This is a genomic window from Mitsuaria sp. MSU3D, from assembly GCF_056867975.1.
Map to the genome: position 1 here is coordinate 6373989 of NZ_CP200314.1, position 12050 is coordinate 6386038.

The window sequence follows — 12050 nt, forward strand, 5'->3', positions numbered from 1 at the left end:
GCTCAGATCAATTTATGTTCGACGAGCTTGCGGCGCAGCGTGTTTCTGTTGATGCCGAGCCACTCGGCGGCCTTGCTCTGGTTGCCGTCGCTGTGCTGCATCACCACTTCCAGCAGCGGCTTCTCGACAAGGCGGATCAGCATCTCGTGCATCGAGTGCGGGACTTCGCCGCCGAGGTCGCGGAAGTAGACCTCCAGGTTTTCGCGGATGCAGGAGTCGATCGGTTTGGGCGTCATGCCGTCAGCCTTCTTTCTTGGTCTTGGTGTTGTTCGTCGTTCGCGGCGGCGGCTGCGTCAGTGTTGTCGTCTTCGAGGCTGTCGTCGTTCGCCGGCAGGTAGGGCAGCCGGTCATGGTCGTCCGCCAGCGCGTCGAGCCAGTCCGTCAGCGCGCGGACCTGGTCGTCGCAACTCTCGAGGGTGTTCATGCGGCGGCGGAAGTCCTCGCCGCCGGGCAGCGCGCGCACGGCCCAGCCGATGTGCTTGCGCGCGCTGCGCATGCCGGTCAGTTCACCATACAGCGCGTAGTGGTCGTGCAGGTGCTCGATCAGCCAGCCCTTGGCGTCGGCGATGCGCGGTGCGGGCAGTTCCTCGCCGGTGGCCAGGAAGTGCGCGATCTCCGCGAAGATCCACGGGCGGCCCTGCGCCGCGCGGCCGACCATGATCGCGTCCGCGCCGGTGGCGGCCAGCACCTCGCGCGCCTTGAGCGGCGTGTCGATGTCGCCGTTGGCGACGACCGGGATGCGCAACGCCGCCTTCACCGCGGCGATCGTGTCGTACTCGGCGCGGCCGCTGTAGCCCTGCTCGCGCGTGCGGCCGTGCACGGTGACCATCGCGATACCGGCGGACTCCGCCGCGCGCGCCAGCGCCACCGCGTTCTTCTCCGCCTGGCACCAGCCGGTGCGCATCTTCAGCGTGACCGGCACGCCGCGCGGCGCGCACGCGGCCACCACCGCCTCGACGATCTCCAGCGCCAGCGCCTCGTCCTGCATCAGCGCCGAACCGGCCCACTTGTTGCAGACCTTCTTGGCCGGGCAGCCCATGTTGATGTCGATGATCTGCGCGCCACGGTCCACGTTGTACGCGGCGGCCTCGGCCATCATCGACGCCTCCGTCCCGGCGATCTGCACGGAGATCGGCGCCGACTCGCCCTCATGGTTCGCGCGGCGCGAGGTCTTCAGGCTGTTCCACAAGTCCTTGCGCGAGGTCACCATCTCGCTCACCGCATACCCCGCGCCGAGCTTCTTGCACAGCACGCGGAAGGGCCGGTCGGTCACACCCGCCATGGGGGCGACGAACAGACGGTTCGGCAGGACGTAGGGACCCAGCGTGAGAGGGCCGGGCAGCGGCGTGGGCATCGGGAACAGTGGGGCGGTTGCACAAAAAAGAGGCAGAAGTATACCGCCCCCGACCCGCCCGTTCCCAGTTCCCGTCAGAGCGACGGCTGCTTGCGCCAGAGCATGAAGCCCTGCTCGACGAAGCGGTTCATCACGCGGTCCTGCGACAGCTTGTAGACCGCGCGGGCGATGCGGCCCCGGAGCTCCGGCGAGTTGCAACGCGAGCGGTGCGACAGCGTCACGTACAGGCCCTCGCGCGCGATCGCCGGCATCAGCGGCTGGATCGCCGGACCGCCGTTGCGCGCGGCATAGGCCTCGGCCGGCGTGTCCTCATAGATCATGTAGTCGGCGCGGCCGCGCTGCAGCATCAGGATCGCCTGCTCGATGCTCGCGACCTGGCTGATCTTCAGCGACTGGCGGGCGTAGTTGTCGAACTCGACGCCGAAGCTGTTGTTGATCACCGTCACGCCCTGCTTGGGCGCGAGGTCGCTCCAACGCTTGTACGCGACCGGCGCCGCGGTCCGCGTCCAGATGACGCTGCGCGTCTCGCGGAACGCGGGGTGGAAGTAGTCCATGTACTCGGTACGCGGCAGCGTGAAGAAGGCGCCCGCGATCAGGTCGATGCGGCCCGCGCGCATCTCCTCCTGCACACGGCCCCACGGCCCGACGTAGCGGGTCTCGATCGGGATGCCGATCTCCGCGGCGAACCACTGCATCATGTCCGCATTGGCCCCCACCAGCTTCTGCTCGTCCGTCGGATCGCGCCAGAGGTAGGGGGGATACTGAGGATTGCCGGACGCGATCAGCATCGGGCAGCCGGCGATCGGTGCCGGGGAAGTCTGCGGGGACGTCGACGGCCCGGGCGCCGCGCTTGCCTGTGGGGCGGACTGCGGCGGCGCGGTCTGCGCCATCGCGACGACACCCCACTGCGGCGGCCCGCCGGGCCCCGACCCGGCGACGGTCAGGCCGATCAACGTGAACGACGAGACGGCAAGGCGGCGCAAGGACATGGTCTTCAGATAATCCCACGCATGGAAGCTTGGCTGCAACAGATGATTCACCTGATGCTGGAGACCCTATCTCTCCCGCAGGTGGGGCTGGGCGCGGTGTTCGTCATCGCGCTGGTCTCGGCGACCTTGCTGCCGATGGGATCGGAGCCCGTCGTGCTGCTGCTGGTGCACGCGAAGCCGGAGCTCTTCTGGCCCGCGATCCTCGTGGCCACGGCCGGCAACACGATCGGCGGCGCGATCACCTGGTGGATGGGCTACGGCGCGGAACGCGCGTACGAAGCCGCCGTGCACCACACGCCGCGGGACCAGCGCGTGCTCGGCTGGCTGCGTCGCTTCGGCGCCAGGACCTGCCTGATGAGCTGGCTGCCCATCGTCGGTGATCCGCTATGCGCCCTCGCGGGCTGGCTGCGTCTGCCGTTCTGGCCTTGCGTGGCCTACATGGCGGTGGGCAAATTCATGCGCTACCTGCTCATGACCGCCATCGGCATCGCCATTTTTGAGTGAGCCGCGTCGGCCGCGGGTGGGTTGGGCTTCCCGGCACAATTCCGGGACCCAAGAGGAGACCCCCCATGAGCACCCCCAGCACCCCGGCGTACGACGCCCTGTGCCAGCGCCACCAGCGCATCCATCGTCTGTCCCACCTGCAGGCGATCGCCTCGTGGGACCAGTCCGCCTTCATGCCGGCGCGTGGCGCGCAGGCCCGCGCCGAATCGCTCGCCGAGATGGGCGGGCTGCTGCACCAGCTGGGCACCGACCCGGCGCTGCGCCAACTGCTCGACGACGCGGCGCAGGAGCCGCTCGACGACTTCCAGCGCGCCTCGCTGCGCGAGATGCGCCGCGTGTGGCGCTCGGCGAACGCGGTGCCGCAGCGGCTCGTGGAGGCGCGCTCGCTGGCCAACTCGCATTGCGAGCATGAGTGGCGCCATCAGCGCGCCGCCAATGACTGGACCGGCTACGTCGAGAACCTGCGCCCGGTCGTCCGCTACGCGCGGGAAGAGGCGCAATGCCTGTCCGATGATTCGGGCCTGAGTCGCTACGACGCGCTGCTCGACCACTACGAGCCCGGCATGCGTTCGGCCGACATCGACCGCGTCTTCGGCGATCTGCGCCAGTGGCTGCCCGGCCTGATCCGGCAGGTGATGGCGCGCCAGGCGACCGACAGCGTGATCCATCCGCAAGGGCCGTTCCCCGCCGCGTCGCAACGCGCGCTGGGCCTGGATGCGATGAAGCTGCTGGGCTTCGACTTCGAGGCGGGTCGCCTCGACGAGAGCGCCCATCCGTTCTGCGGCGGCGTGCCGGAGGACGTGCGGATGACGACGCGTTATCGCGACGACGGCTTCCTGCAGAGCCTCACCGGCACCATCCACGAGACCGGCCACGGCCGCTACGAGCAGAACCTGCCGCGCGAGTGGCTCGGCCTGCCGGTGGCCGGCGCGCGATCGATGGGCCTGCACGAGAGCCAGAGCCTGTCCTTCGAGATGCAGCTGGCCTCGCATCCCGGCTTCGCCGGACTGCTGCAGCCGCTGGTGGAGCGTCATCTCGGCCAGCAGCCGGGATTCGCCGCGGACAACCTGCACAAGCTGATGACGCGCGTCGCGCCGGGCTACATCCGCGTGGACGCCGACGAGGTGACCTACCCGGCGCACGTGATCCTGCGCTACGAGATCGAACGCCCGTTGATCGAAGGTGAGATCGAGGTCGAGGACATCCCCGCGCTGTGGGACGCCAAGATGCAGGAACTGCTGGGCCTGGACACGCGCGGCAACTACAAGGACGGCTGCATGCAGGACGTGCACTGGGGCTGCGGGCTCTACGGCTACTTCCCCTGCTACACGCTGGGCGCGATGTACGCGGCGCAGTGGTTCGCGACGATGCGCCGCGAGCGGCCCACCCTGGACGCGGAGATCACGCGCGGCGAACTCACGCCGGTCTTCGACTGGCTGAAGGCCCGCGTGTGGTCGCAAGGCAGCCGCTGGGAGACGCCGGAGCTGGTGCAGCGCGCCAGCGGCGAGGCGCTGAACCCGGCGCACTTCCGCCGCCACCTGGAAGCGCGCTACCTGGGCTGACGCGACGCCGCTTCGCCAATGGAAAAGGGCACCCCGCGTGGGGTGCCCTTTTCTCCTTGCGCGTCCGCGGTCTCTACCCACGGCGCTCCCAACGAGTCGTCGAGGACTCGAATGCTGGATGACAGCTCGCCCCTGGCGGGGTCAGGCCTTGCCGGCGGCCTTGCGGCGCACGACGAAGCCCATCATCCCGAGGCCGGCCAGCAGCAGCACGATGCTCTGCGGTTCCGGCACGGCGCTGACGCTGACGTTGTCCAGCGAGGTGCCGTAGGAATCGCTGATGCCCGCCGCGGCGAAGCGCAGCGTCATCGGGCTGCCGGTGCCGGTGAAGGTGGTGGTCAGGGTCTGCCAGGTGGTGGTCGTGTTGTTGCCGACCAGGCCGCTCAGGCCGCCGATGCTCCAGTCGATGCCGTTGCTGGCGGCGCTGCGGAAGTCGGGGCGGTTGGCGTAGGAGAACGACAGCGTGTAGGTCGCGCCCGCCACGGTGTTCAGCGTCTGGCTGATCCAGCTGTTGCCGGTGGTGTCGAGCTCGACGTAGTTGCCGCCGCTGAACGCGCTGCCCGCGACGTTGTTGCGGATCTCCAGGCCGTTCGGGCCGACGGTCCAGCCGGCGGTGCTGCCGACGATGCTGTAGCTGCCGTTGCCGATCGCGTTCGATTCGAAGCTGCCGTTGTTGATCAGGTTCACCGGGGCCGCCAGGGCGACCAGCGGGGCGGCGAAGAGGACGGCGGCGAGGAGGCGCTTCATGGGACAGGCTCGGGAAGTTCGACAAGAGGTGCGCAGGAGCGTCTGCGCTTGTGTCGAATTGTTCGAGACCGTCTCGCGGGTGCCATCCCCCTGGGCGATGGGGATGGCGATGCGTTTCGTGACGCAGTGCACGCCGCAGCGCGGCGCGCCGGGGTCAGGTGGTGCGCTTGCCGCCCTTCGTGGCGTTCGTGGCCTTCGCGGACTTCGTCGCCGGGCGCTTCGGGCTGGGCTTGGTCGCCGGCTTGGGCGCCACGCCGGCCTGCGCGGCACGCAACATCGCGACTTCCGCGGACAGCGCCCCGATGCGTTCCTTCAACTGCGCGACGTCGTCCGCCGCCGGCACGCCCAGCCGTGTGAGCGCGCGCGCCACGCGATCCTCGAAGATCGATTCCAGCTTGTCCCAATGCTGGCCGGCACGCGAGCCGACTTCGCCGGCCAGATCGCTCATGCGGCGCGCGGTGGCGTCGAGCGTCGCCTCGGCCTTGCCGACGGTGGCGGTGCCCTGGTCCTGCGCCTTCGCGAACGCCGCCAGCCCGGCCGACCAGATCTGCTGCGCCGAGGTCTTCACCTGCTCCGCGAACGGCGTGTCCGCCGCTTCGGCCGCCTTGGCCTTGGATGCTTTGACCGCCTTGGCCGCCTTGGCCGAGTCTGGCGAGGCGGACCCGGCATCCTTGCGGCGGCCTTGCGCGGGCTGGGGCGCGGCCGTCTTCTGTTGCTTCTTGACCATGGGCATTCCTTGTCGTCGTGGGGCGAGGGATCTGAGGCCCGTCGCTCGCCGAGAACCGGACTATAGGCGGCGTGTCGTGCCTCACGCTGACTTCGACCTGACCCGCAACCCCCCATCGGGGCGATGGGTGCAGGGACCAGAATATTGGCCATGTCCTTGCCGCCCTCTTTGCCGACCTCGTCGCGGGGCCGCCACCCCGGCGACGAATTCCCCGACACCGTGCCCCAGCCGCTGACTGATCCGTCCCCGGCCCTGCCGCCGCTGGCGATGGCGGGGGAGCTGCCGCTGCGCAAGGGCGCGTTCATCGACTGTCCGCAATGCCGTGCGCCGATGCGCCATGTGAGCCTGCCCGGCCACCACGCGCCGGCGACGGTCGACATCGATCATTGCGAGCCCTGCGGCCTGGTCTGGTTCGACGCGCGCGAGTCGGTGCATCTCTCGACGGCCGCGTGGATCCAGCTGTTGCGCGACCTGAATCGCCTGCGCCGAAGCGACCGGCCGCATCAGCCGAATCGCGCCTGCCCGCTGTGCGCGAAGGCGCTGAAAGAGGTTCGCAACCTCACGCGCTACGGGCGCTTCCCGGTGCTGGAGTGCGGCAGCTGCGGCGGCCATCTGCACAGCCAGGCCGGCATGCTGGCCGAGCGCGGCCTGGTCCGTCCCCTGCTGCCCGGCGAGCGCTACGCGCTGCAGGCCGAGAAGCGCACGCTGTCGTGCCTGAGTTGTGGCGGCCCGGCGGACGGCAAGAGCGAGGACTGCACCTGGTGCAAGAGCCCGCTGCTGATGGTGGACATGCCGCGCCTGGCGAATGCGCTGCGCAGGCGCTCGCCGTCGGAGCCGCTGCTGATGCCCAACGGCGGCAAGCCGGTCGGCTGGTCCTGCCGCGGTTGCGGCGCGCCGATGGACCCGACGCGCGAGACGCGCTGCGGGCGTTGCCATCACACGGTCGTCGCGCCGTCGATGGACGACCTGGGACCCTTGCTCGACGCCCTCGAACACGATGGACAGGAGGCCGACGAACAGCTCGAGCGCGAGCGCCGCGCGCGGCTGGCCTCCTATAACTTCGAGCAGCGCGATCCGGCCGGCGGCAAGCACGGCCTGTTCTGGAAGGGCAAGTACGAGAAGCGCTACGACGCGGAGAACGAGCGTCGCGAGGGCCGCCGTGATGGCGGGCGCGACTGGTCGTCGTCGGGTTGGCCCTCGTCCTCGGACGGTTCGCCGCCCACGCTGATCGAGATCGCGATGCGTCTGGCTTCTCTGTTGCTGAAGTGATCTGTGCGCGCCGTGAGCCTGGCGCCCGAATGAACACGCAGGGCGCGCCGTGGGCGGTGCCCGGTTAGAGCTCCAGCACCCCGATCGGCTTTGCGCAGGCCGCGGGCGTGCCGCCGCCGCGCACGACGAAGGGCAGCTCGCCCCACGGGCCCGAGTCGCGCGGGCAGCCGTTGCGCAGCGTCCCGCCCGGGCAGCCGCAGCCCTTGGTCTTGACCAGCTTGTCCAGCGTCTGTGACTGCTGCGGATTGAGCTTGGGCAGCTCGTGCTTGAAGACCAGCTGCAACGCTGTCGTCGGGGCGGGCGCGTCCAGCGCGGGCACCGGGCCGAGCAGCGTCGCCATCGACTGGGTTTCCTTCAGCGCGGCCGCGGGCTTCATGCCCTTGGCGCGGCGCAGATAGTTCAGCGCCACTTCCATCGCCGCGTAACCGCGCGCGGCCGAGGCCGTGAACGGCTTGCGGAACGCGGCCCCGTAGGTGTTGGCCACCTGGTCCCAGCGGCCGCGGTCGATCGTCAGGACCGGGCATAGCACGGCGTCGACGCGCTCCGACAGCGTCGCGTCGAAGTCCATCCAGCACGAGGTCCGCGCGCTGATCCGCAGGCCGGTCTGGCGGCGCAGGTCGGCGGCGATCTTCTCGCCGGCATTGAGTTCGATACGGCCCAGCTGCAGCTGCAGGTCCTGGGCCTTCATCCGCTCCGCGTTGCTGGAGATGAACGGGATGCCCGCGGCCCGCAGCGCGTCCGCGCCGGCATTGATCTCGCACCAGTTGCCCAGCACGACGTCGACCTTGGCCTTGATGAACTCCTGGGAGATGGCGTCCGCCTTGCGGGCGTCGCAGCCGCTGTCCTTGACGATCAGCTTGGGCGCGGCGTCGCCGGGCCAGGTCTTGAGTGCCAGCGTCATGCCGAGCTGGAGTTCCTCGGCCTGCTCGGCGCTTGGATAACTGCCCGGCAGGATGACCCCGATGGTGGCGGCGGCGGCGGGCGCGGCGGCGCACAGCCATGCGGCCGGCAGCACGGCGACCAGGGCGCCGGCCAGGACCTTGCGGATGTTCATGACGATCCCTCTTGTTCTTCGTGGCCGTGGTCGGCCGTTCGTTGACTTTGTCGCCCGAACTGCTTGGTGGCGTCCGAGTCCGGAGGTATCGCCTGCGCGGAGGGCGCGCGCACTGGAGGTTTTCCCGGAAGTCCCCACGAATGAAAACGCCCCGGCGGGCCGGGGCGGTAAGACGTCACAGTCGTGACAGGAAGTGCGGCATGCGCGCAACGCAGGCCGTACAGCGCACGAGGCTCAGAGAGGCCAACCCTGCAGCACCAGCTTGCCACGTTGGCGCTGACTCTCCTGCAGCGCGTGAGCGCGCTTGAGGGTCTCGGCGGTGATCGGGCCGACGACGTCGGACAGCGTGGTGCGGATCTTCCCGGCGTCGACCAGGGCCGCGACCTCGCTCAGCAGGCGGCCTTGCGCGGCGATGTCGTGCGTCGCATGCATGCTGCGCGTGAACATCAGTTCCCAGTGCAGCGACAGCGACTTGCCCTTGAGCGCCATCACGTCCAGGTCGTTCGGGCCGAAGTCGTCGATCATCGCCAGCTTGCCCTGCGGCTCCAGCGCCTCGACGAACCCCTGGAAGTGCTGCGGCGTGTGGGTGAGGCTGGTGACGTAGCGCAGCGGCGGCACACCGTGCTTCTGCAGCGCGGCGATCTGCGGGGCGATCGGTTCGCGATGGTTGATCACGTGGTGCGCGCCCAGCGCCTGGAGCCACTTGCCGCCTTCACCGTCCGGCTCGGAACTGGTGCCGATGACCGTCAGGTGGTCGTACCGGCGCGCCAGCTGGACCAGGATCGAGCCCACGCCGCCGGCCGCGCCGGTCACCAGCAGGCTGACCGGACGCTCCGGCTGCTGCTGCACCTGCAGACGGTCGAACAGCAGCTCCCAGGCGGTGATGGCGGTCAACGGCAGCGCGGCGGCTTCGGCGTCGCTGAGCGAGGCCGGCGCCTTCGCGGCGATGCGATGGTCGACGCTCTGGAACTGCGCGTTGCTGCCGGGACGCGTGATGTCGCCGGCATACCAGACGCGATCGCCGACGGCGAAGCCGGTCACCTCCGGTCCGATCGCGCGGACCGTGCCGACGGCGTCCCAGCCGAGGATCACGGGCGTCGTGCCGTCGGCGCTGGCACGGCGCACGCGGATCTTGGTATCGACCGGATTGACGGCGATGGCGGCGACCTCGACCAGCAGGTCCTTCGGACCGGGGGCGGGCGTGGGCAGTTCGAGGTCGATGAGCGACTCGGCCTCGGTGATGGGCAGGGACTTGAAGTAGCCGACGGCTTTCATGGCGGGACTCCTGGAGGTTCGGATGGAAGGGAAAAGGTGGGGAAAGACGGAGGTAGCGGGATGCTGTGGGAACGAATGGTGAGCCTTCCGGCAGAATCAATGAAGAGCGCTGAATCGCTATCAGTTTCAACGCGGGATTGAAGATCGCCGGAGGGAGCCGCCATGGACATCGAGAACACCGCCGAACTGCGCCTGCTGATCGAATGCGCGCGCGGCGGCAGCCTGACGGCGGCGTCGCGGCAGATGGGCATCACGCCCGCGGCGGCCAGCGCGATGCTGAAGAAGCTGGAGGCGCGGCTGGGCGTGCGGCTCGCCGAGCGCAGCACCCGGGCGCTGCGGCTGACCGCCGCCGGCGAACGGCTGAGGGACTACGCGCAGCGCGCGCTCGAGCTGCTTGATGAAGGCCTCGCGCTGGTCTCGGAGGGCGGCGACGAGGCTTCCGCCAAGGGGCGCGGGGCGACGGCGCTGCGCGGGCGGATCCGCGTCAGCGCGTCCAGCGACCTGACGCGGCGCATCGTGCTGCCGCTGCTGGATGATTTCCTCGACTGGCATCCCGGGGTCGAGCTGCAGCTCAACGTGGGCGATGCGCTGCAGGACGTCGTGCGCGACGAAGTCGACCTGGCCCTGCGGTATGGCGAGCTGGCCGACTCACGGCTGGTCGCGCGCAAGCTCCATGACGGACGCCGGCTGCTGGTGGCCTCGCCGGACTACCTGAAGCGGCACGGCCGGCCGTCCCATCCCGGGGAACTCACGCAGCATGAGTGCATCCGCTTCAAGATCGGCGACCGGCTGGAGCGCGAATGGCGCTTCTGGCGACGCGACGCGATGCAGGCGGCGCCGCTGGACGTGACGGTGCAGGGGCGCCGCACGGCGGACGATGGCGGCATCGCCCATCAGTGGGCCCTCGAAGGGCGGGGACTGACCTACAAGAGCTGCCTCGACATCCGCGACAGCCTGGCGAGCGGCGCGCTGGTCGAGGTCCTGCCGGACTGGGTCGGGCGGCCGATGCCGCTGCATGCGCTGATGCCCAGCCAGCGATTCCTGCCGCAACGGCTGAAGGCGCTGGTGGATCACCTGGCGGAGGGCCTCAGGCGCTGACGCGCCAGGAGAGCGCAGGAGCGCGCCGCTCGGCAGCCGTTCAATGCTTGTGGTCGCCGTGACCCGCGTGCGGGTCCTTGGCATCGGGCGACACGACGGGGCCAGTCCTTGCCGGGGCCTGGACGGTGACCGTCGAGCGGGACTTGTCCGCGCTCTCGAACACGAAGGTCAGCGGCACCGCGTCGCCAGTCTTCAGCGGGCCCTTCAGGTCCATCAGCATCACGTGATAACCGCCGGGCTTCAGTTCCACCGGCTTGCCTGCCGACACCGCCAGCGCGGTCACCGGCCGCATGCGCATCACGTCGCCGTCCATCGCCATCTCATGCACCTCGGCCACGCCGGCCGCCGGCGTGCTGACCGAGATCAGCTTCACGTCCGTCGGCGACTTGATCTGCATGAAGGCGCCCGTCGACTTCTGCTGCGGCACCGTCGCGCGCACCCAGGCGTCGGCGACGACGACCTGGGCCTGCGCCAGACCGGCGGTCAGCAGCAGGGCGGGAACAAGTGCCAGGCGGGCAAGGGAACGGGTCTTCATCGGGGCGTCCAATCCAGGATCTATGACGATCCGGAAGTATCGGTCATCGCTCTTCGAGCGCGCCCATCGAGCGCAGGACCTGATGGACGATCTCCGCCCGTTTCGGGGAGAAGGCGGGATCGGTCATGTCCATGTTCAGGGCGAAGTAGACGGGACGCGCGTCGCGGTCCTGCTCCACCCAGCCGACGAACCAGCCGAGGCCCGGCCTGGTGCTGTCGGCCCAGCCGGTCTTGGCGTACAGGCGCCAGCCGGGACCCTGGTCCCGCAACATCACCTGGCGCGCGATGTCGTAGGTGCGGTCGGACAGCGGCAGCGCGCGGTCATGCACGCGCCGCAGGAACTCGATCTGGCCGACCGCCGAGATGCGCATGTCGCCGTCGAGCCAGAAGCGGTCGCCGATCGGACCGGCGACGGCATTGCCGTAGCGGAAGTCGCGCACGAACTGCTGCACCGTCGGCTGGCCGATCTGCCGCGCCAGCGACTGGAACACCCACACCGCCGACACCTGGTAGGCCGAGGCGAGCGTCTGGTCGCGATTCCAGTCCTCGATGCGGCGCTTCGTGCCGTCCCACTTGAAGGCTTGTGTCTCGTCCACGGCGGCGCCGGTCTCCAGCGCGATCAGCGACATCGGGATCTTGAAGGTCGACGCCGGCAGGAAGCCTTCGAAGGCGCGAACACTGTCCGACGCAATCCAGCGATGCGCGCGGGTGTCGAACAGCACGAGCGTGCCCTTCGTCCCGAGCCCGGTGAAGTGGCGTTGCAGCTCGGGCCGGGTTTCCCAGCGCTCGCGCTGATCGGCGGGCACGGCGGCGACGGCGCCCGAGGCGGTGGACGGCGACTGCGCGATCGATGCGCGGCAGGCCGTGAGGGCGAGGCAGGCGAGCAGGGCGCTCGCCATCAGGCGTGGAAAGGACATGGCGGTCTCCGGTCTGTGAGGGA

At 69.7% G+C, this 12050-nt stretch carries 13 protein-coding genes; 4 read left to right on the forward strand and 9 right to left on the reverse strand.

Annotated features, from left to right (window positions below; genetic code table 11):
- Positions 1-2 precede the first annotated feature (2 nt).
- The 3 genes from AC1VNM_RS28080 to AC1VNM_RS28090 form a co-directional block, all read right to left on the reverse strand.
- A complete protein-coding gene (locus tag AC1VNM_RS28080; RefSeq protein WP_088406111.1) occupies positions 3-236 on the reverse strand; it encodes a helix-turn-helix domain-containing protein in 234 nt (77 codons plus the stop codon).
- Positions 233-1354 carry a tRNA dihydrouridine synthase DusB gene (gene dusB / locus AC1VNM_RS28085; protein ID WP_483109091.1) on the reverse strand — a complete coding sequence of 374 codons (1122 nt, stop codon included), beginning with the start codon at positions 1352-1354 and terminating at the stop codon, positions 233-235. The genes AC1VNM_RS28080 and dusB overlap by 4 nt, the downstream gene beginning before the upstream one ends.
- Positions 1355-1428: 74 nt before the next feature.
- On the reverse strand, positions 1429-2343 hold the full coding sequence (locus AC1VNM_RS28090) for a substrate-binding periplasmic protein (RefSeq protein WP_483109092.1): 915 nt from the start codon (positions 2341-2343) through the stop codon (positions 1429-1431).
- Between the two features lie 21 nt (positions 2344-2364).
- Here AC1VNM_RS28090 and AC1VNM_RS28095 point away from each other — a divergent pair, with 21 nt between their 5' ends.
- Together AC1VNM_RS28095 and AC1VNM_RS28100 are read left to right on the forward strand one after the other, a co-directional pair.
- On the forward strand, positions 2365-2847 hold the full coding sequence (locus AC1VNM_RS28095) for a YqaA family protein (protein WP_431102026.1): 483 nt from the start codon (positions 2365-2367) through the stop codon (positions 2845-2847).
- 65 nt (positions 2848-2912) lie between these two features.
- Positions 2913-4409 carry a carboxypeptidase M32 gene (locus AC1VNM_RS28100; RefSeq protein WP_377157079.1) on the forward strand — a complete coding sequence of 499 codons (1497 nt, stop codon included), beginning with the start codon at positions 2913-2915 and terminating at the stop codon, positions 4407-4409.
- A 141-nt stretch (positions 4410-4550) separates the two neighbouring features.
- Here AC1VNM_RS28100 and AC1VNM_RS28105 read toward each other — a convergent pair whose 3' ends face one another.
- Positions 4551-5153, reverse strand: coding sequence for a DUF642 domain-containing protein (locus AC1VNM_RS28105; protein ID WP_483109093.1), 603 nt, complete (start codon positions 5151-5153; stop codon positions 4551-4553).
- A gap of 154 nt (positions 5154-5307) precedes the next feature.
- Positions 5308-5880 (reverse strand): phasin family protein, encoded by a 573-nt coding sequence (locus tag AC1VNM_RS28110; RefSeq protein WP_483109094.1) that lies wholly within the window; start codon positions 5878-5880, stop codon positions 5308-5310.
- A gap of 150 nt (positions 5881-6030) precedes the next feature.
- Here AC1VNM_RS28110 and AC1VNM_RS28115 point away from each other — a divergent pair, with 150 nt between their 5' ends.
- Positions 6031-7149: a TFIIB-type zinc ribbon-containing protein gene (locus AC1VNM_RS28115; protein ID WP_483109095.1), complete on the forward strand. Its 1119-nt coding sequence runs from the start codon at positions 6031-6033 to the stop codon at positions 7147-7149.
- Positions 7150-7213: 64 nt separating this feature from the next.
- Here AC1VNM_RS28115 and AC1VNM_RS28120 read toward each other — a convergent pair whose 3' ends face one another.
- Both AC1VNM_RS28120 and AC1VNM_RS28125 read right to left on the reverse strand, forming a co-directional pair.
- The gene (locus AC1VNM_RS28120; protein WP_483109096.1) at positions 7214-8203 is read right to left on the reverse strand and encodes a hypothetical protein; all 990 of its coding nucleotides are present in this window, start codon (positions 8201-8203) and stop codon (positions 7214-7216) included.
- Positions 8204-8437: 234 nt separating this feature from the next.
- Entirely contained in the window at positions 8438-9478 is a 1041-nt protein-coding gene (locus AC1VNM_RS28125) for a zinc-binding alcohol dehydrogenase family protein (RefSeq protein ID WP_483109097.1), read from the reverse strand.
- A gap of 162 nt (positions 9479-9640) precedes the next feature.
- On the opposite strand from AC1VNM_RS28125, the gene AC1VNM_RS28130 reads away from it, so the two are divergent.
- Positions 9641-10576, forward strand: a complete 936-nt coding sequence (locus AC1VNM_RS28130; RefSeq protein ID WP_377157069.1) for a LysR family transcriptional regulator — start codon at positions 9641-9643, stop codon at positions 10574-10576.
- Positions 10577-10616: 40 nt separating this feature from the next.
- On the opposite strand, the gene AC1VNM_RS28135 is transcribed toward AC1VNM_RS28130, so the two are convergent.
- Both AC1VNM_RS28135 and blaOXA read right to left on the reverse strand, forming a co-directional pair.
- Positions 10617-11111: a copper chaperone PCu(A)C gene (locus tag AC1VNM_RS28135; RefSeq protein ID WP_483109098.1), complete on the reverse strand. Its 495-nt coding sequence runs from the start codon at positions 11109-11111 to the stop codon at positions 10617-10619.
- A 43-nt stretch (positions 11112-11154) separates the two neighbouring features.
- Entirely contained in the window at positions 11155-12027 is an 873-nt protein-coding gene (gene blaOXA, locus AC1VNM_RS28140; RefSeq protein WP_483109099.1) for a class D beta-lactamase, read from the reverse strand.
- Positions 12028-12050 lie beyond the last annotated feature (23 nt).

Coding starts and splice junctions, on each gene's coding strand:
- AC1VNM_RS28080 (WP_088406111.1), bottom strand. CDS start 236: ATGACGCCCAAACCGATCGACTCCTGCATCCGCGAAAACCTGGAGGTC.
- dusB (WP_483109091.1), bottom strand. CDS start 1,354: ATGCCCACGCCGCTGCCCGGCCCTCTCACGCTGGGTCCCTACGTCCTG.
- AC1VNM_RS28090 (WP_483109092.1), bottom strand. CDS start 2,343: ATGTCCTTGCGCCGCCTTGCCGTCTCGTCGTTCACGTTGATCGGCCTG.
- AC1VNM_RS28095 (WP_431102026.1), top strand. CDS start 2,365: ATGGAAGCTTGGCTGCAACAGATGATTCACCTGATGCTGGAGACCCTA.
- AC1VNM_RS28100 (WP_377157079.1), top strand. CDS start 2,913: ATGAGCACCCCCAGCACCCCGGCGTACGACGCCCTGTGCCAGCGCCAC.
- AC1VNM_RS28105 (WP_483109093.1), bottom strand. CDS start 5,153: ATGAAGCGCCTCCTCGCCGCCGTCCTCTTCGCCGCCCCGCTGGTCGCC.
- AC1VNM_RS28110 (WP_483109094.1), bottom strand. CDS start 5,880: ATGGTCAAGAAGCAACAGAAGACGGCCGCGCCCCAGCCCGCGCAAGGC.
- AC1VNM_RS28115 (WP_483109095.1), top strand. CDS start 6,031: ATGTCCTTGCCGCCCTCTTTGCCGACCTCGTCGCGGGGCCGCCACCCC.
- AC1VNM_RS28120 (WP_483109096.1), bottom strand. CDS start 8,203: ATGAACATCCGCAAGGTCCTGGCCGGCGCCCTGGTCGCCGTGCTGCCG.
- AC1VNM_RS28125 (WP_483109097.1), bottom strand. CDS start 9,478: ATGAAAGCCGTCGGCTACTTCAAGTCCCTGCCCATCACCGAGGCCGAG.
- AC1VNM_RS28130 (WP_377157069.1), top strand. CDS start 9,641: ATGGACATCGAGAACACCGCCGAACTGCGCCTGCTGATCGAATGCGCG.
- AC1VNM_RS28135 (WP_483109098.1), bottom strand. CDS start 11,111: ATGAAGACCCGTTCCCTTGCCCGCCTGGCACTTGTTCCCGCCCTGCTG.
- blaOXA (WP_483109099.1), bottom strand. CDS start 12,027: ATGTCCTTTCCACGCCTGATGGCGAGCGCCCTGCTCGCCTGCCTCGCC.